Genomic DNA, 17,615 nt, shown 5'->3' with positions numbered 1-17,615 from the left:
TCGGGTTGGGCTCACCACAACTTCCACCAGGGTTTGGTCGAGTTGCTGCCGGCCAGCAGGGCGCTGTTGGGGAAGTTCTTTTGCAACACACGGCGCGCGTCGGCTTCCAACTCGGGCATCTTGAGTGCGCCGTAGCTCTTGACCATCAGCGACAGGGCCTCCTCCGTGGCCGGGGCGTACTGGTACTCGCTGATGGCGGTTTGGGCGCGGTTGATGGCGGCCAGGTAGGCCCCTCGCTCGTAGTAGTAGCGGGCGACGTGGACCTCGTGCCGCGCCAGCATGTTCGTGATGAAGTCGATGCGCACCAAGGCATCGTCGGCATAGCGCGACTGCGGGAACCGTGCCACCAAGTCGCGGAACGCCGCCAGGGCCTCGCGAGAAGCCTGTTGGTCTCGCTCCGAGATGTCTTGCCCCGCCAATCGACCGAACAGCCCGGTGTCTTCACTGAAATTCACCAGGCCCTTGAGGTAGAGGGCGTAGTCGAAGCCCGGGCTGGAGGGGTGCAGCTTGATGAAGCGATCTAGCGTGGCGATGGCCGGCGCCTTTTCGCCGCTTCGGAACTGAGCCCAGGCCAACTCCAGCATCGCTTGCTGGGCCAGGAGCGTTCCGGCAGCGCGGCCCTCGATGCGCTCGAGCTTCTTGATGGCCGCTTCGTAGCTGCCCACGGAGAGATCGTCTTTGGCCTCTGAATACAATTTGTCCAGACTCGCTTGAGAGTTCGGATCGTCTTTGGGGCCGGAAGCACAACCGGTCACGCCGATCGTCACGATCAGGGCCAGCGCCATCGAGGCGGTTCGGAGCCCAGCGCGGCTCAGGATGGGGCCGGAGGACATCGGGCGGTGGTTCGGCATGAAGAGCAAATTCGCTAGAGGCACCACGAGCGCCGTGGCCGGCCCAGTTTATCGGAACGCTGGCTGCGGCCCGGGGAGACAGACGCAGGATGGCAAGCATCGGGCCCGAGGGTGGGGTCGACACAGACATTGAATGGCCGCTGACCACGCTGGTGGTGTCGCCCGATCAGCAAACGCATCGGCTGGATGCGGTGTTGAGCGAGTTGCCCCAGGCGCTGTCGCGCGGGCATGTGCAGTCGTTGATCGAAGAAGGGGCGGTGTTGCTGGATGGGCGCCCATGCCGGCAGAGTGCCAAGCGCTTGCGGCTGGGGCAGCGCATCGAGGTGGAGTGGCGGTTGCCGGCCTCGGAGATGGCGTTCAACCCCGAGGCCCTGCCTTTGGACGTGGTCCACGAAGACGACGATCTCCTGGTGCTCAACAAGCCCGCTGGCTGGGTTGTCCATCCCGCCCCCGGCAACTGGTCGGGCACCGTGCTCAACGCCTTGCTGGCGCACCATTCAGGGGCGGCCGCCCTGCCGCGCGCGGGCATCGTGCACCGTTTGGACAAAGACACCAGCGGCCTGATGGTGGTGGCCAAGACGCTGGCCGCGTATCACGCGCTGGTGGAGGCCTTGGCGGCGCGGTCGGTGCGCCGCGAGTACTTGGCGCTGTGCCACGGGGCGTGGTCGCAAGCGACCAGTGTGGATGCGCCCATCGGGCGGGACCCGCGCTCGCGCATCCGCATGGCGGTGGTCGCGGCAGGCAAGCCGGCGCGCACCGATTTCACGCCTTTGGCGGTTGCCGATCGGCACACCCTGCTGCACTGCCAACTGCACACGGGCCGAACCCACCAGATTCGTGTCCACGCCGCCAGCCGCCGTCATCCCCTGGTGGCGGACACCTTGTATGGCGGGTCGTTGGATTTGGGTCTGAACCGGCAGGCCCTTCATGCAGCGCGTTTGAGTCTCAGTCACCCACGCACTGGGCAGGCTTGGACCTGGACGCGCCCGTTGCCCAGCGACATGACCGAGGCGTGCCGGCGCTTGTGGAACTCGCTCGACATCGGCCTGCCAGGCTGACGATGGCGGCGCGTTACACTGCGACAAAGCATTTGGCGTTGAACCGGCCGCTGTTGGGCCGCCCGCCGAGTCTCGCGGGCGCCCTTCGATCGCGAAGCGCCCTTGGAGCGAACGGGGTCCGAACCCCGCCCATGATCGCCGTGCCTCGACCGCTTCCCGGGTTCAGGCCATCGGCTTCCAGCGGCCCTCGCGGCCTCACACGATCGTCGAACGGATGCAAGAAGTCGATGCCAAAGTCATCGTCGAAGCGGCACTGCTGACCGCCCAGCGCCCGTTGGGTTTTCGCGAGTTGCACGCTTTGTTGGGCGAGCAATGCAGCAAAGAAGCCCTGAAGGCCGCTCTCGATGCCTTGGTGGCCGATTGGGCTGCCCGAGGCAGCTTGTTGCTGACCGAGACCGCGGCAGGCTGGCGGTTTGCCACCGCGCCGGCGGTGCGCCCGCACCTGGAGGCGCTGCACACGGAGCGCCCTCAGCGCTACTCGCGCGCGGTGATGGAGACCTTGGCGGTGATCGCCTACCGGCAGCCGGTGACGCGGGGCGACATCGAAGACATCCGCGGCGTGGCGGTGGGCTCGCCCATCATCAAGCAGCTGGAGGATCGGGGTTGGATCGACTGCATCGGACATCGCGACGCCCCTGGGCGTCCGGCGCTGTACGCGACCACGCGCCAGTTTTTGGACGACCTCGGCCTGCCCGGCTTGTCCGCCCTGCCGCCGCTGTCGGCGCCCGATGGCACGCCGCTTCTGCCGGAATTGCCCGCGCAGACGGCGTTGCCGCTGGTCGATGACGACTTGCTGGCGCAGGCGGAGGACTCCAGCGCGTGCGCCGAAGGGGCCCCTCCGTCCCCTGCAGCCGATGGCCCTGAGGCCGCCGAAGCCTTTTCCCAACCCCCTGAAGCCCTTCCCCAAGAACCGAGCCATTCATGATTGACGACACCTTGCCGACCCCTCCCGCCGCCGAGCCGACGGAGTCGCCCAAGCCCAAGCGTCGCCCGCGCAAGGTCGCCGAAGCGGCCGTGGGGGTGGCCGAGGCGCCGGTGGCCGAAGCGCAAGCCACTGAAGCGGTGGCGTCGCCCGCCCCGCGCAAGCGCGCACCACGCAAGCCCAAGGCAGAGGTCACGGCCGCCGATGAGCCGGTGCTGGCTGCGGCGGACGCCGAGCCCGCGCCAACCGAAGCCGCAGCACCGCTGGTCAGCCCCGAGGTGACGCATGCCGAAGCCCCAGAGGCCGGGGCGGCCAGCGAGCCCAACGAAACCAGCGAGGATGGCGTGGATCGTCCTTCTCGCGAGCCCAGCCTCGTGTTGGCCGCCGACCAAGCGGCCGAAGCCCTGGCATCCCGACTCCAAGATCTGTTGGCCGAGCCCGAGGCCGTCGCCGCCGAGAGCGAAGCGGAGGTCGCAGCACCCGAGGCCGAGCGGCGCGTGCTCGCGCCCGAGCCGGATGCGCCGAAGTTGCAGAAGGTGCTGGCCCAGTCAGGGGTCGGTTCGCGGCGCGACATCGAAGCCTGGATTGCCGATGGCAAGGTCGAGGTCAACGGCCAACCGGCCCACATCGGCCAGCGCGTGGTGCATGGGGACCGCATCGCTGTCAACGGGAAACCAGTCAAGGTGCGGATCTCGCCGCCTTTGCCTCGCATCTTGGCGTATCACAAGCCGGTGGGTGAGATCGTCACTTTCAACGACCCCGAAGGCCGCCCGACGGTCTTCCGATCGCTACCCAAGCTGCCCATGGGCAAGTGGCTGTCGGTCGGGCGCTTGGACATCAACACCGAAGGCTTGCTGCTGTTCACCAACAGTGGCGATTTGGCCAACCAATTGATGCACCCGCGCTTTGGCGTGGAGCGTGAGTACGCGGTGCGGACGTTGGGCACGCTCGAAGACGAGCAGCGCGACAAGTTGCTCGCCGGCGTGGACATCGACGGCCAGACGGCCGCGTTCAAAAGCATCGAGGCCGCCGGTGGTGAAGGGGTCAACCGCTGGTACCGCGTGGTCATCACCGAAGGCCGCAACCGCGAGGTGCGCAAGCTGTTCGACGCCGTGGGCCTGACGGTCAGTCGGCTGATTCGCGTGCGCTACGGCAACCTCGTGCTGCCTCTCGGGCTCAAGCGGGGCGTGTGGGTCGAGCTCTCGGGCTGGGACGTCAAGCAAATCCGGCGCTTGGCCGCGCCCCAACAAGGCGGCGCTCGCGATGCCCAGAACGATCGCGGACCTCGCGATGCCAAAGCTGGCGAACGTGGGCCGCTGAAGGACAAGAACCGCGGCCCGAAGCCCGAGGGCGCTCGCCCGCCGCGGGACGAGCGGCCGCCGCGTGCCGAGCGGGCGCCGCAAGGCCCGCGCCCCAGCATCGACGAGGACGACGATTACATGCCGCGGGACATCAACCCGCTGGAGCAGACTTTCGATCGCCGCTTCGCCAAGAACAAGGGGCGCGGCATCCCCGCTGGGTTTGGCCATGGCGCCAACTCCCCCCTGGCACGCCGCGAGCAGCAGCGTCAGGGGGGCGGGCCGCGCGAGCCCGATCCGCTGCAAACCTCCATCGGTTACATCGGCGCCGACAGCTTCTTGCGTCGCGGTGGCGGCGGTGGCGGCGGCGGCGGTGGGGGTGGTGGTGGGCGGGGCGGCAAGCGCCGTCGCTGATACAGCCGATGGGCCCAATTCCCCGGGGAAACCCGGGGCGGCCCCTACAATCACGGGCTTTGCCTGCCGGCCTTCACGCGGCGGGTGTCATCTAGGAGAACTCTCATGGCGCTCGAGCGCACCCTGTCCATCATCAAACCCGATGCCGTTGCCAAGAACGTGATCGGTCAGATCTACACCCGCTTCGAGAACGCTGGCTTGAAGATTGCCGCCGCCAAGCTGGTGCACCTCTCCCGCGCCGAGGCCGAGCAGTTCTACGCTGTTCACAAGGCTCGCCCGTTCTTCAACGACCTGGTGAGCTTCATGATTTCTGGCCCGGTCATGATCCAAGTGCTCGAAGGCGACAACGCCATCGCCAAGAACCGTGAGCTGATGGGCGCGACCGACCCGAAGAAGGCCGAGAAAGGCACCATCCGCGCCGACTTCGCCGACAGCATCGACGCCAATGCCGTGCACGGCTCGGACGCCCCGGAAACCGCTGCTGTGGAAGTGGCGTTCTTCTTCCCCGGCATGAACGTCTACGCTCGCTGACCTGCGTTTGACGTGACCGACAACGCCACCAACCTGCTCGGGTTCGACCTCGACGGTCTGGTGGCGTTTTGCCAGCAACTGGGCGAGAAGCGATTTCGCGCCATCCAGTTGTACCGCTGGATCCACCAGCGTGGCGTGGCCGACTTCGGCCTGATGACCGACCTGGCCAAGTCCTTGCGGGACAAGCTTGCGGGCTGCGCCAAGGTCGAAGCCCTTCGCGTCTTGACCGAGCAGCGCTCGGCCGACGGCACCATCAAATGGTTGTTCGATGTGGGCGCGGGCGATGCCGTGGAGGCCGTCTTCATCCCCGAGGACGACCGGGCCACGCTGTGCATCAGCTCGCAAGCCGGATGCGCTGTCGGCTGCCGCTTTTGCTCGACCGGCCACCAAGGCTTCAGCCGCAACCTGAGCACGGCCGAGATCGTGGCGCAGTTGTGGTTCGCCGAGCATCAATTGCGGCGCGAGCGCCAGCGTGACGAGCGGGTCATTTCCAACATCGTGATGATGGGCATGGGCGAGCCCTTGCAGAACTACAGCGCCCTGGTGCCCGCCCTGAAGACCTTTTTGGATGACCACGCTTACGGCTTGTCGCGCCGGCGCGTGACCGTGTCGACCAGCGGTGTGGTGCCCATGATCGAGCGCCTGCAGCAGGATTGCCCCGTGGCCTTGGCGGTGTCCCTTCACGCGCCGAGCGACCTGTTGCGCGATCCTTTGGTGCCGCTCAACCGCAAGTACCCGATTGCCGAGTTGCTTGACGCTTGTCGTGCCTATTTGGCCGCCGCGCCTCGCGACTTCATCACCTTCGAATACTGCATGCTCGACGGAGTGAACGACAGCGTGGAGCAGGCGCGCGAACTCGTGCGATTGCTCAAAGGCAAGGTGCCTTGCAAGATCAACCTCATCCCATTCAACCCCTTCCCGGCCAGCGGATTGACGTGCAGCCCGCGCGAGCGGGTGCAGGCGTTTGCCGAGGTATTGATCCAGGCCGGCATCGTGACCACGGTGCGCAAGACGCGAGGCGACGACATCGACGCGGCTTGTGGACAGTTGGCGGGCGAGGTGCAGGACCGCACGAACGCCAGTCAGCGCATGACCCGTGCGCCCATCGTCTTGCATCGGCCTCAGCGGGCTGGTTCCTGACCGACACTGCGCCCCCGTTCGAACCCTGGAAGACCGAGGAGAGCCCCATGAATCCACGCTGGCGTTTGGTGTTGTTGCCCGTTCTGTTGGCGCCAATGTTGGTGGCTTGCGTGCAAACCGGTGGCGTGAACCCGAGCGTGCCGAAGACCGAGGTGGACAGCTCGGAGCTGGACCGGCGCGCGGCCATGCGACTGGAGTTGGCGGCGGGCTACTTGGCGCGGGGGCAACACGCCGTGGCCTTGGATGAGGTCAAGCAAGCGCTCTCCCTCCGTCCCGATTCTCGCGAGGGGCTGAACCTGCGTGCCTTGGTGCTGGCCGCTATGGGAGAGACCGATGCCGCTGACGAGGGTTTTCGCCGGGCGTTGTCGCTGTACCCCCGAGACCCCGACACCCTGCACAACCAAGGGTGGTTTTTTTGTCAACGGGGTCGGATGACGGCGGCTCAGGCCGCGTTCAACGAGGGGCTGGCTCAACCGCAGAACCGGGCGCCTGCGCGCACTTGGCTGGCCAAAGGGGTTTGCGAGGCCATGGGCTCGCAGTGGGCCGACGCTGAGCGCAGCTTGCAGCGGGGCTTCGAACTCGATCCCGGCAACCCGGCCATCGCGTTCAATCTCGCGGAGGTTTTGTTGCGCTTGGGGCAGCTCGACCGCGCTCAGTTTTATGTCGCGCGCGTCAACGCCCAGGCGGAAACCGCCAACGCCCAGTCGCTCTGGCTGGCGGCGCGCATCGAGCACCGTCGCGGCAACGCAGCGGGTGCCACCGAATGGGGCGAGCGCCTGGTTCGTGAGTTCCCGCAGTCGCGCGAGGCCTTGGCTTACGGCGCGCGTCGGTTCGAGGACGGTGGCGCCTGAGGTTGCGACGATGGACGAGTCTCTCGAAGCCAGTCCGGTGACCGCCTCGCCATTGAAAGCGGCGCGCGAAGCCCGTGGCTTGTCGCTCGACACCCTGGCCGCGCAGCTCAAGGTGCCCCCATCCCGCTTGGCGGCACTGGAAGAAGGGCGTTGGGCCGACCTGCCCGATGGTCCCTACGTCAGGGCTCTGGCCAAAACCGTTTGTCGCAGCCTCCAATTGGACGAGGCGCCCGTGTTGCGTGCGCTGCCAGGGGTGAGCGCTTCGTCGCTGGAGCACGTCAACTCGGGCTTGAATCAACCGTTTCACGACCCGCGCAGTGCGTCCGCCCCCTTGTGGCGCTCCCCTTGGGCTTGGGCTGCGGTGGCCGTGCTGGTCTTGGGCCTGGGGCTGAGTTGGTGGCTCCCGCCCTCCGACAAGCCGACCGAGTCCACGCAGCCCGACGAGCCCTCCGCGTCGAGCGCTCCCGTGGCAGCCGTGCCTGAACCGACCCCGTCTGCGGACGTCCCGGCGTCGGCGTCGCCCCTGGGTCTGCCGGCTGTGGTCGAGCCGGTTTCGGTGTCAGCGTCTGCCATGCCTACGGCGAGCGAGGCCGCCGATCCCGCCGCGCCGGCTGGGGCTCAATCGCCCGCGCAGCCTTCTGGTGAAGCAGCCCCGGCCAGCGAAGTCCCATTGCGCGTGCGGGCGCGCCAGGCAGCCTGGGTGTCGGTGGTGGACGGACGAGGCCAGTCGGTCTTGTCCCGCCTTTTGCAGGCGGGCGAAGCCGTCGAGCTGATGGCCGCTGCACCGCTGCGCGTCACCTTGGGCAATGCGCCCGACACCGAATTGGTCTGGCGCGGCCAAGCCGTGGATGTTTCTGCCAACGCGCAACAGCGCGTGGCGCGCCTGGAGTTGCGTTGATGAGCGAACCGACCCCCATTCTTCCCACGTCCGTTCCCGCGCGACGCAGCTTGCAGGCCCGCGTTCGCTGGGGCGAGCGCTTGGTCACCATCGGCGGTGATGCGCCGGTCCGCATCCAGTCGATGACCAACACCGACACGGTCGACGTGATCGAGACCGCCATCCAGGTCAAGGAATTGGCCGTGGCCGGCTCCGAGCTGGTGCGCATCACCGTCAACACCCCCGAGGCCGCCGCCGCCGTGCCTCACATCCGCGAGCAACTCGACCGCATGGGCATCGATGTGCCGCTGGTCGGAGACTTCCACTACAACGGACACCGCCTGCTCAACGAGTTTCCGGCCATGGCGGCGGCCCTGAGCAAGTACCGCATCAACCCCGGCAACGTGGGCAAGGGCGACAAGAAAGACAAGCAATTCGCCCAAATGATCGAGGCCGCCATGCGGCACGATGTGCCGGTTCGCATCGGCGTGAACTGGGGCAGCCTCGACCAGGAACTGTTGGCCGGCTTGATGGACGAGAACGGGCGCCGGGCGCAGCCCTGGGGCACCCAAAGCGTGATGTACCAAGCCCTGATCGATTCGGCGCTGCAGTCGGCTGCTTATGCCGTGGAGTTGGGCATGGCGCCCGAGCAGGTGATCATCAGTTGCAAGGTCAGCGGTGTGCAGGACCTGATCGCCGTGTACCGGGAACTCAACCGCCGCACGAACCACCCGCTGCACTTGGGCCTGACCGAAGCCGGCATGAGCACCAAGGGCACCGTTGCGTCGGCCACGGCCCTGGCCATCTTGCTGCAAGAAGGCATCGGCGACACCATACGCGTCAGCCTCACGCCCCAGCCGGGCGAGGCACGCACCCAAGAGGTGGTGGTGGCCTCGGAAATCCTGCAGTCCTTGGGCTTCCGCACCTTCAACCCGAGTGTCACCGCCTGCCCGGGTTGCGGCCGCACCACCAGCACCACCTTCCAGGAACTGGCCAAGCAGATCGACGATTTCTTGCGTGCCCAGATGCCGGTGTGGCGCGCCAAGTACCCTGGGGTCGAGGCGATGAAGGTGGCCGTCATGGGTTGCATCGTCAATGGCCCTGGCGAAAGCAAACACGCCGACATCGGCATCAGCCTGCCCGGCACCGGAGAGGCGCCGGCCGCGCCGGTCTTCATCGACGGCGAGAAGGCCCTGACCTTGCGCGGCGAGGGCATTGCCCGCGAATTCCAGGCCCTGGTCGAGAACTACATCGAAAAGCGCTTCGGCAGCGCTCCATCTACCGCATGAGCGACTCGAAGAAGCCCGCTCCCCTGACCGGGGTCAAGGGCATGAACGACACCTTCGCCCCCGAATCGGGCCGCTGGGAGTGGCTGGAGGGCGAGATGCGCCAACTGCTGCGCCTGTACGGCTACCGCAATTTGCGCACGCCCATCGTCGAGCCCACGGCCCTGTTCGTGCGCGGCATCGGCGAGGTGACCGACATCGTCGAGAAGGAGATGTACACCTTCACCGACAAGCTCAACGGCGACGAGTTGGCGCTGCGCCCGGAAATCACCGCCGGCATCGTGCGCGCCACCATCGAGCACAACGCGCTGTACGACGGGCCCCTGCGCGTGTGGTCCATCGGCCCGGTCTTTCGCCACGAGCGCCCGCAGAAAGGCCGCTACCGGCAGTTTCATCAGTTGGACGTCGAGGCGCTGGGTTTCGCAGGCCCCGATGTGGATGCCGAGCTCATCTTGCTGACGCGCGCCCTGTGGCGCCGCTTGGGTCTTGTGGAAGGCGAGGACATCCGCCTGGAGTTGAACAGCCTGGGCGAGCCCGATGAACGAGCGGCGCACCGCGCGGCGTTGATCGAGCATTTGGAGCGGCACCGCGAGTTGCTGGATGCCGATGCCCAGCGGCGCCTGCACACCAACCCGCTGCGGGTGCTCGACACCAAGAACCCTGCCATGCAGGCCATGGTGGAGGCGGCGCCCCAGTTGCTGGACTTCCTTGGCCCCGAATCCCTGGCGCACCTGAATGCTGTGCGCGCCGTGTTGGACGCGGCAGGCCTGGCCTACACCATCAATCCCCGCTTGGTGCGCGGCCTGGATTACTACAACCGCACCGTGTTCGAGTGGGTCACCCCCCACCTGGGCAGCCAGGCCACCGTGTGTGGCGGTGGCCGCTACGACGGTTTGATCGCGCAGTTGGGCGGCAAGTCGGCGCCGGCCGTGGGTTTCGGCCTGGGCATGGAGCGGCTCTTGCTGTTGTTGGAAGCCTTGGGCAAGTTCGCACCGGCCGTGGCGCCCGATGCCTACGCTGTGGTGCCTGACGCCAGCGCTTGGCCGCAGGTCGCACCCGTGTTGGAGGCCCTGCGCGCCGCCGGCGTGGCCGTGCAGGCGCACGCCGGTGGTGGCAGCATGAAGTCGCAATTCAAGCGGGCCAACCAGAGTGGCGCACGCTGGGCCTTGGTGTTCGGCGGCGACGAACTGGCACGAGGCGAACTTACCCTCAAAGACCTGCGCGAGGCCGACGTGCCGCAGGCTCCGCGGGCCTTGGACCGGGTGGCCGACTGGGCACCAGCGCTGCGCACCTGCAACGCATAATCCGCCGGCTTTTCTTTCCCCTCACCGACAGCGAGTGCCGCATGGCCACTTTGGACCTCGAAGAACAACAACAACTGGACAACCTCAAGGCCTTTTGGGCCAAGTGGGGCAACCTGATCAGCGGCGTGCTCACCCTGGCCTTGTTGGCCTTCGCCGGCTGGAACGGCTGGCAGGAATGGCAGCGCCGCGAGAACGTGGCCGCCGGCCGCGCGTACGACGCCGTGGAGGCTGCCGTTCAGTCCAAGGACTTGAAGGGGGCGGCTGGGCTGTGGGCGCAAATGCAGACGGAGCACCCCCGCACCACCTACACCACGCAGGCCGGCTTGGTGCTGGCACAGGCCCAGATGGCCCAAGCGCAACGCGATGAGGCCACGCAAGTGCTGACGTGGGTGGGGGCCCAGGGGCGGCCGGCTTTGCTCAAGGAATTGGCGCTGCTGCGTTTGTCGGGTTTGCACCTGGAAGCCGAGCGCTATGCCGAGGCCGAAGCCGCTCTTGCCGCCATCAAAGACCCAGCCTATGCCGCCCTGGTGGCCGATCGCCGCGGCGATGCGGCCCAGTTGCAGAGCAAGCCGGACGAAGCCCGAGCGCATTACGAGAAGGCCTACACCGGCATGACCGACCAACAGAACTACCGTCGTTTGGTCGAGGCCAAGCTCATGGCCCTGGGGGTGAACCCCGCCAAGCTGGTGGCCGTGGAGGTGAAGCCGTGACGCGGCGTGTCTCGCGCTGGGGCGCCGCGTGCTTGGTCCTGCCCCTGGCGGTGTGGGTCTCTGGCTGCTCGCTGTTCGGCGGCGACACCCCCAAACCCAAAGAACTTCAAGCCCTGACCAGCGCCGGCACCGCCCGCCTGCTGTGGTCGTCGCGTGTCGGCAGCGTCGAGTTCCCCTTGGCGGTGGCGGCCAGCGGCGATCGGTTCACTGTGGCCGACTCCAGCGGCACCGTGGTGGCCCTGCGGGCGCAGGACGGCGGCGAGTTGTGGCGCGCCCAGGTGGGCGACAAGCTCGCGGCTGGCGTGGGCAGCGACGGCCGATTTGCCGCCGTGGTCACGCGCAACCAGGAGTTGGTGGTCATCGAAGCCGGTCAGGTGCTGTGGCGCAAGGCGATGAAGTCGCCCGTGATGACGTCGCCCCTGGTGGCTGGCGAACGCGTGTTCGTGCAAGCCGTGGACCGCAGCGTTCATGCCTTCGATGCTCAGGACGGCCGCAAGCTCTGGGAGCTGGCCCGACCGGGCGACGCCTTGCTGCTGGCGCACCCAGGCGGCTTGATCCCCTACAAGGACACCCTGGTCGTGGGTCAGGGCCCGCGGCTGGCGGGCGTGGACCCCTTGCGCGGCACCATGCGTTGGGAGGCCAACCTTGCCAACCCTCGTGGCACCAACGAGGTCGAGCGCTTGGCCGACGTGGTGGGTCCGCTGGTCCGCGTGGGCGACTTGATTTGTGGACGCGCCTTCCAATCGGCCGTGGGCTGCCTGAGCGCCGCGCGCGGCAGCTTGGTTTGGAATCGCCAGAACGCGGGCTCGGTGGGCGTGGGCGCGAGCCCCGAGTTGGTCGTGGGCAGTGATGCCTTGAGCCGCCTGACTGCGTGGCGCACGACCAATGGCGAATCCCTGTGGACTTCGGACGAGTTCGAGCGACGTCAACTGACCGCCCCGCTGGTGGTCGGCAAGGGCGTGTGGGTCGGTGACTTCCAGGGCTACATGCATTGGCTGGACACGGCGACGGGCAAGGCCCAGGCACGCCTGCAGGCCGGCAGCAGCCCGATCGTGACCGCGCCGGTCGCGCTGGCCGATGGCACCGTCGTGGTGGTGGGCAAGGACGGCGGCGTGCACGCGCTGCGATCGGACTGATCCCATGATGAAGCCGGTCATCGCCCTGGTGGGCCGGCCCAATGTCGGCAAGTCCACGCTGTTCAATCGCTTCACCAAGAGCCGCGATGCCATCGTGGCCGATTTCGCGGGGCTGACCCGGGATCGGCACTACGGTGACGGCCGCCTGGGCAAGCGCGAGTACATCGTCATCGACACGGGCGGCTTCGAGCCGACGGCCGAAACGGGCATCGTCAAAGAAATGGCGAAGCAGACCCGGCAGGCCGTGGCTGAGGCCGACGCGGTCATCTTCGTGGTGGACGTCCGTGGCGGCCTGTCGGCCCAAGACCATGACATCGCGCGCTACCTGCGCACCGCCGGCAAGAAGGTGCTGCTGGCGGTGAACAAGGCCGAAGGCATGCGCGATTCGCCGATGTTGGCGGAGTTCCACGAACTGGGCATCGGCGAGCCGATCCCGGTGTCGGCGGCGCACGGGCAGGGCGTTCGCAGCCTGCTCGAATTGGCCCTGGCCGACTTTTTCGACGACGAGGACGAGGCCGAGGACGAGACCCCCGAGGAGGAGCGGCCCATCCGTTTGGCGGTGGCCGGGCGGCCCAATGTGGGCAAGAGCACGCTCATCAATGCTTGGCTCGGCGAAGAGCGCCTGGTGGCCTTCGACATGCCCGGCACCACGCGCGACGCCATTCGCGTGCCGTTCGAGCGCCAAGGGCAGCGGTTCGAGCTCATCGACACCGCGGGCTTGCGCCGCAAGGGCAAGGTGTTCGAGGCGATCGAGAAGTTCTCGGTGGTCAAGACCTTGCAGGCCATTGCGGACGCCAATGTGGTGCTCTTGCTGCTGGATGCCACCCAGGGCGTGAGCGACCAAGACGCCCACATCGCGGGCTATATCCTGGAGAGCGGGCGCGCCGTGGTGGTGGCCATCAACAAATGGGACGCCATCGACAGCTACCAGCGCCAGATGCTGGAGCGCTCGATCGAGGCCCGTTTGTCGTTCTTGAAGTTCGCCCCCATCGTGCACATCTCGGCGCTCAAGCGCCAGGGTTTGGGCCCGCTGTGGAAGGCGCTGGGTGAGGCCTATGGCTCGGCTTTCAAGAAGCTCAGCACGCCGGTGCTGACGCGCTTGATCCACGATGCCGCGCAGCACCAAGCGCCCAAGCGCTCCGGTTCGTTCCGCCCCAAGATGCGCTACGCGCACCAAGGGGGCATGAACCCGCCCATCGTGGTGATCCACGGCAACTCACTGGATCACATCGACGACAGCTACAAGCGCTACCTCGAGGCGCGCATCCGGGCGCACTTTGGTCTGACTGGCACGCCGCTGCGCATCGAGATGCGTTCGGCCGACAACCCTTTCGATGATCGTGAACGCTGAGGGCTTTCCCTCGCTGTGTTAAGGTCAGATGCTTCTACTCCAACGAACACGGAACATATCGTGAGCAACAAAGGCCAACTGCTGCAGGACCCCTTCCTCAACCTGCTGCGCAAAGAGCACGTGCCCGTCTCCATCTACCTGGTCAACGGCATCAAGTTGCAGGGGCAGATCGAGTCGTTCGACCAGTACGTCGTGTTGCTGCGCAACACGGTGACGCAAATGGTCTACAAGCACGCCATTTCCACGGTGGTGCCGAGTCGGGCTGTGAGCTTCAACCCGTCCGAAACGTCGTCGGCTTGAGCCTCCAACGCGGCTCGGCCGCCGGGATGACCACGTGACGGCGACTCACGATCTCGCGCCCGAGCGCGCCCGGGTGGTGCTCGTGGGCGTGGATTTCGGCCGCGATCCGGACTTCGACGACACCCTGGACGAACTGGCCTTGTTGGCTTCCACGGCGGGTGACGACGCCGTGGCCCGCGTGATCGCCCGGCGCAAGGCGCCCGATGCGGCCCTGTTCGTGGGCAGCGGCAAGGCCGAGGAAATCAAGGCCCTGGTGGCCGGGCATGGTGCCGAAGGCGTTTTGTTCGATCAAGCCCTGTCGCCCGTGCAGCAGCGCAACCTGGAGCAGGTGCTGGGCGTGTCGGTGGCCGACCGCACGGCCTTGATCTTGGAGATCTTTGCGCAGCGCGCCCGCAGCCACGAGGGCAAGTTGCAGGTTGAGTTGGCCCAGTTGCAATACCTGGCCACGCGCTTGGTGCGCCGCTGGAGCCACTTGGAGCGCCAGCGCGGTGGCATTGGGGCGCGAGGAGGACCGGGCGAGCGGCAGATGGAGCTGGACCGGCGCATGATCGACCAGCGCATCAAGCAACTCAAGCTGCGCCTGGGCAAGGTGGAGCGCCAGCGGCAAACCCAGCGCCGCGCCCGTGCCCGCGGGGACAGCTTGCGGGTGTCGCTGGTGGGGTACACCAACGCCGGCAAGTCCACCCTCTTCAATGCCCTGACCAAGGCCGGCGCTTACGCCGCCGACCAGCTGTTCGCGACGCTGGACACCACCACCCGTTCGCTCTACCTGGGCGACGGCGTGCCCCAGGTGGCGCTGAGCGACACCGTGGGCTTCATCCGAGATTTGCCGCACAAGTTGGTCGAGGCCTTCAAGGCGACCCTGCAAGAGGCGGCGGATGCCCAGTTGCTGCTTCACGTGATCGACGCCACCTCCCCCAAGCTGCACGAACAGTGGGCTGAAGTGGAGCGCGTGCTGGATGAAATCGGGGTTGCTGGCACGCCGCAGGTGGTCGTGTTCAACAAGATCGATGCCTTGCCCGAGGGCCAGCAGCCGCGTTCGCGTCTGGATTGGGTGGAGCGTCCCGACGGCACGCGCGTGGCACGCGTCTTCCTAAGCGCACACTCGGGCGAAGGTTTGGCCGATCTGCGCCAATTGCTCGTCCGCGCATCGCTCGACGAGCCCTTGATCCCTGACGCGGCGCCCGCATCTACTGCGTGGCCCGTGCCCGAACCCACTCTCTGACTTCCCACCATCCCCCATGCGCGACTTGCATTCCACCGCCGCTCGCCTGCTGGCCCGCCTGCCGGGTCTCAAAGCCCAGCAGGATGGCCCGCCTGACCTCGACGAACTGTGGCGCGACTTCAAGCGCAAGCTGGGCAACCTGATGCCGGGAGGTCCCCAAGGGCCGAACGGATTGCGCCCGGGCGCGGGGGGCGGCGGCTCGCCAGACGGCATGAAAGCGGCGGGCGCCGGCCTCGGGTTGGCCGTTGCGGTGGTGGGCTTGGGCTGGTTGGGCAGTGGCTTTTTCATCGTGCAGGAAGGCTCGCAGGCGGTGATCACCTCCTTCGGCCGCTACAGCAAGACCGTGGAAGCGGGCATCCAGTGGCGGCTGCCGTACCCCTTCCAAGCGCACGAAGCGGTTCAATTCAGCCAGGTGCAAACGCGCGAGATTGGCGCGACACAGGTCGATTCATCGACCGGTCTGCGGGATTCCGCCATGCTGACGCGGGACGAGAACATCGTCGACATCCGCTTCTCCGTGCAGTACCGCCTGAAGGATTCGCGCGACTACCTGTTCGAGAACAACCGTGCCGATTTCGCGGTGGACCAAGCGGCGGAGACGGCCGTGCGGGAGATCGTGGGGCGCTCGACCATGGATTCGGTGCTCTACGAGCAGCGCGATGCCCTGGCCAACGACTTGGTCAAGTCGATCCAAACCCAACTCGATACGCTGAAGGCCGGCGTGCAGGTGGTCAACGTGAACGTGAGCAGCGTGATGGCGCCCGAGCAGGTGCAGGCGGCGTTCGACGACGCCGTGCGGGCCGGGGCCGACCGCGAGCGGGCCAAGAACGAGGGCGAGGCCTACGCCAATCAGGTGATCCCGGCCGCCAAGGGCACGGCCGCGCGCTTGCTCGAAGAGGCGGAGGGCCACAAAGCCCGGGTGGTGTCGGTGGCCCAGGGTGACACGCAGCGCTTCCGCTCGGTGTTGGCCGAGTACCAGAAGGCGCCCGCCGTGACGCGCGACCGGCTCTACACCGAAACCATGCAGCAGGTGTATGCCAACGTCAGCAAGGTGATGGTGGACGCCAAGGCCGGCTCCAACCTGCTGTACCTGCCCCTGGACAAGCTGATGCAGGCTGCCGGCGCCCCGACGCCCGCGCCCGCCGCGGCGGCCCCAGCGCCAGAGGCGCCGGCACCGACGACCGCGCCGCCGGTGGACATGCGCTCGCGCGATGCCGCGCGCTCCCGCGACCGTGACAGCCGCTGACCCGCGCCGCCAAGGACCCTGACATGAACCGCATCATCCCCTTCTTGCTGGCGCTGGCCCTGGGCTTGTTCGTCGCCAGTTCCACCCTGTTCATCGTGGACCAGCGTCAATTCGCCGTGGTCTATGCCCTGGGCGAGATCAAGAGCGTCATCACCGAGCCCGGTCTGAAGTTCAAGATGCCGCCGCCGTTCCAGAACGTGGTGTTCATGGACCGTCGCATCCAAACCTTGGAAAGCCGCGAGCCGCGAGCCATCTTCACCGCCGAGAAAAAGAGCGTGGTGGTGGACTGGTTGGTGAAGTGGCGCATCACCGACGCCCGCGCCTTCATCCGCAACAGCGGCACGACGATGGCGAACCTGGAAACCCGCTTGGCGCCCATCGTGCAGGCGGCGCTGAACGAGGAAGTGACCAAGCGCACGGTGCAGGGCGTGTTGTCGGCCGAACGCGATGCCGTGATGCGTGGCGTGTTGCGCCGCTTGACGGAAGACGCCAAGCAGTTCGGGGTGGAAATCGTGGACGTTCGCGTCAAGCGCGTGGATTTCTCGCGCGAGATCACCGACTCGGTGTACCGCCGCATGGTGTCGGAGCGTCAGCGCGTGGCCAGCGAATTGCGATCCACCGGCGCCGCCGAAGCCGAGAAGATCCGCGCCGATGCCGATCGCCAGCGTGAAATCCTGGTGGCGGAGGCCTATGCCCAGGCCCAGCGCATCAAGGGCGAGGGCGATGCGAAGGCGTCGGCCCTGTACGCCGATGCCTTCGGACGCGATCCGCAGTTCGCCCAGTTTTACCGACAACTGCAGGCTTACCGCGAGACCTTCCGCACCAAGAACGACGTGATGGTCATGGACCCGAGCAGCGAGTTCTTCAAGACCCTGCGCACCGGCGGTCCGGCGGGCGCAGCGCCCAAGCAGTAGACACCGTGCCCGATTGGCTGTGGCCGGCCTTGGGCTTGGTGCTGGTGTGCGAGGGGCTGATGCCCCTCGTCAATCCTCGGGGCTGGCGCGACCTGTTCGCGCGCCTGCTGCGCCTGAACGATGGGCAGTTGCGCTTCGTGGGCCTGTGCTGCGTGGCCTTGGGCGGGGTGATCCTGCTGTTCTCCACCGCCTGAGGCCCTG

At 67.0% G+C, this 17,615-nt stretch carries 18 protein-coding genes; 17 read left to right on the top strand and 1 reads right to left on the bottom strand.

The genetic code is table 11. From position 1 onward, the window contains the following. Positions 1-11: 11 nt before the first annotated feature. The gene (locus O9335_RS13490; RefSeq protein ID WP_298388985.1) at positions 12-785 is read right to left on the bottom strand and encodes an outer membrane protein assembly factor BamD; all 774 of its coding nucleotides are present in this window, start codon (positions 783-785) and stop codon (positions 12-14) included. 155 nt (positions 786-940) lie between these two features. Here O9335_RS13490 and O9335_RS13485 point away from each other — a divergent pair, with 155 nt between their 5' ends. From O9335_RS13485 to O9335_RS13405, 17 genes are all read left to right on the top strand, one after another. Further along, the gene (locus tag O9335_RS13485) at positions 941-1,909 is read left to right on the top strand and encodes an RluA family pseudouridine synthase (RefSeq protein ID WP_298388959.1); all 969 of its coding nucleotides are present in this window, start codon (positions 941-943) and stop codon (positions 1,907-1,909) included. Between the two features lie 214 nt (positions 1,910-2,123). Beyond that, positions 2,124-2,834, top strand: coding sequence for an SMC-Scp complex subunit ScpB (locus O9335_RS13480; RefSeq protein ID WP_298388957.1), 711 nt, complete (start codon positions 2,124-2,126; stop codon positions 2,832-2,834). Then, a complete protein-coding gene (locus tag O9335_RS13475; RefSeq protein ID WP_298388955.1) occupies positions 2,831-4,543 on the top strand; it encodes a pseudouridine synthase in 1,713 nt (570 codons plus the stop codon). The genes O9335_RS13480 and O9335_RS13475 overlap by 4 nt, the downstream gene beginning before the upstream one ends. A 105-nt stretch (positions 4,544-4,648) precedes the next feature. Then, a complete protein-coding gene (gene ndk / locus O9335_RS13470; RefSeq protein WP_298388953.1) occupies positions 4,649-5,074 on the top strand; it encodes a nucleoside-diphosphate kinase in 426 nt (141 codons plus the stop codon). A gap of 12 nt (positions 5,075-5,086) precedes the next feature. Then, positions 5,087-6,214 carry a 23S rRNA (adenine(2503)-C(2))-methyltransferase RlmN gene (gene rlmN / locus O9335_RS13465; protein ID WP_298388951.1) on the top strand — a complete coding sequence of 376 codons (1,128 nt, stop codon included), beginning with the start codon at positions 5,087-5,089 and terminating at the stop codon, positions 6,212-6,214. Positions 6,215-6,261: 47 nt separating this feature from the next. Then, on the top strand, positions 6,262-7,065 hold the full coding sequence (pilW, locus tag O9335_RS13460; protein WP_298388949.1) for a type IV pilus biogenesis/stability protein PilW: 804 nt from the start codon (positions 6,262-6,264) through the stop codon (positions 7,063-7,065). A gap of 10 nt (positions 7,066-7,075) precedes the next feature. Further along, entirely contained in the window at positions 7,076-7,963 is an 888-nt protein-coding gene (locus tag O9335_RS13455) for a RodZ domain-containing protein (RefSeq protein WP_298388947.1), read from the top strand. Further along, positions 7,963-9,231: a flavodoxin-dependent (E)-4-hydroxy-3-methylbut-2-enyl-diphosphate synthase gene (gene ispG, locus O9335_RS13450; RefSeq protein ID WP_298388945.1), complete on the top strand. Its 1,269-nt coding sequence runs from the start codon at positions 7,963-7,965 to the stop codon at positions 9,229-9,231. Before O9335_RS13455 ends, ispG begins: the two co-directional genes overlap by 1 nt. 41 nt (positions 9,232-9,272) lie before the next feature. Then, positions 9,273-10,532, top strand: a complete 1,260-nt coding sequence (gene hisS / locus O9335_RS13445) for a histidine--tRNA ligase (protein WP_298388983.1) — start codon at positions 9,273-9,275, stop codon at positions 10,530-10,532. 41 nt (positions 10,533-10,573) lie between these two features. Further along, complete coding sequence (locus tag O9335_RS13440) at positions 10,574-11,242, top strand: tetratricopeptide repeat protein (RefSeq protein ID WP_298388943.1); 669 nt, start codon at positions 10,574-10,576, stop codon at positions 11,240-11,242. After that, positions 11,239-12,378, top strand: coding sequence for an outer membrane protein assembly factor BamB (gene bamB, locus O9335_RS13435; RefSeq protein WP_298388941.1), 1,140 nt, complete (start codon positions 11,239-11,241; stop codon positions 12,376-12,378). The genes O9335_RS13440 and bamB overlap by 4 nt, the downstream gene beginning before the upstream one ends. A 7-nt stretch (positions 12,379-12,385) precedes the next feature. Beyond that, on the top strand, positions 12,386-13,729 hold the full coding sequence (der, locus tag O9335_RS13430) for a ribosome biogenesis GTPase Der (protein WP_298388938.1): 1,344 nt from the start codon (positions 12,386-12,388) through the stop codon (positions 13,727-13,729). Positions 13,730-13,789: 60 nt separating this feature from the next. Continuing rightward, positions 13,790-14,029 carry an RNA chaperone Hfq gene (hfq, locus tag O9335_RS13425; RefSeq protein WP_298388936.1) on the top strand — a complete coding sequence of 80 codons (240 nt, stop codon included), beginning with the start codon at positions 13,790-13,792 and terminating at the stop codon, positions 14,027-14,029. Between the two features lie 34 nt (positions 14,030-14,063). Beyond that, the gene (gene hflX / locus O9335_RS13420; protein ID WP_298388934.1) at positions 14,064-15,254 is read left to right on the top strand and encodes a GTPase HflX; all 1,191 of its coding nucleotides are present in this window, start codon (positions 14,064-14,066) and stop codon (positions 15,252-15,254) included. A 16-nt stretch (positions 15,255-15,270) separates the two neighbouring features. After that, the gene (gene hflK, locus O9335_RS13415) at positions 15,271-16,500 is read left to right on the top strand and encodes an FtsH protease activity modulator HflK (protein ID WP_298388932.1); all 1,230 of its coding nucleotides are present in this window, start codon (positions 15,271-15,273) and stop codon (positions 16,498-16,500) included. Positions 16,501-16,523: 23 nt separating this feature from the next. Next, complete coding sequence (gene hflC / locus O9335_RS13410; protein WP_298388930.1) at positions 16,524-17,414, top strand: protease modulator HflC; 891 nt, start codon at positions 16,524-16,526, stop codon at positions 17,412-17,414. Positions 17,415-17,419: 5 nt separating this feature from the next. Then, positions 17,420-17,608, top strand: a complete 189-nt coding sequence (locus O9335_RS13405) for a DUF2065 domain-containing protein (RefSeq protein WP_298388928.1) — start codon at positions 17,420-17,422, stop codon at positions 17,606-17,608. Positions 17,609-17,615: the final 7 nt, after the last annotated feature.

The sequence above is a fragment of the Inhella sp. genome (assembly GCF_027532025.1).
GTDB lineage: Bacteria > Pseudomonadota > Gammaproteobacteria > Burkholderiales > Burkholderiaceae_C > Inhella.
This window is presented reverse-complemented; position numbering and strand designations above follow the sequence as displayed.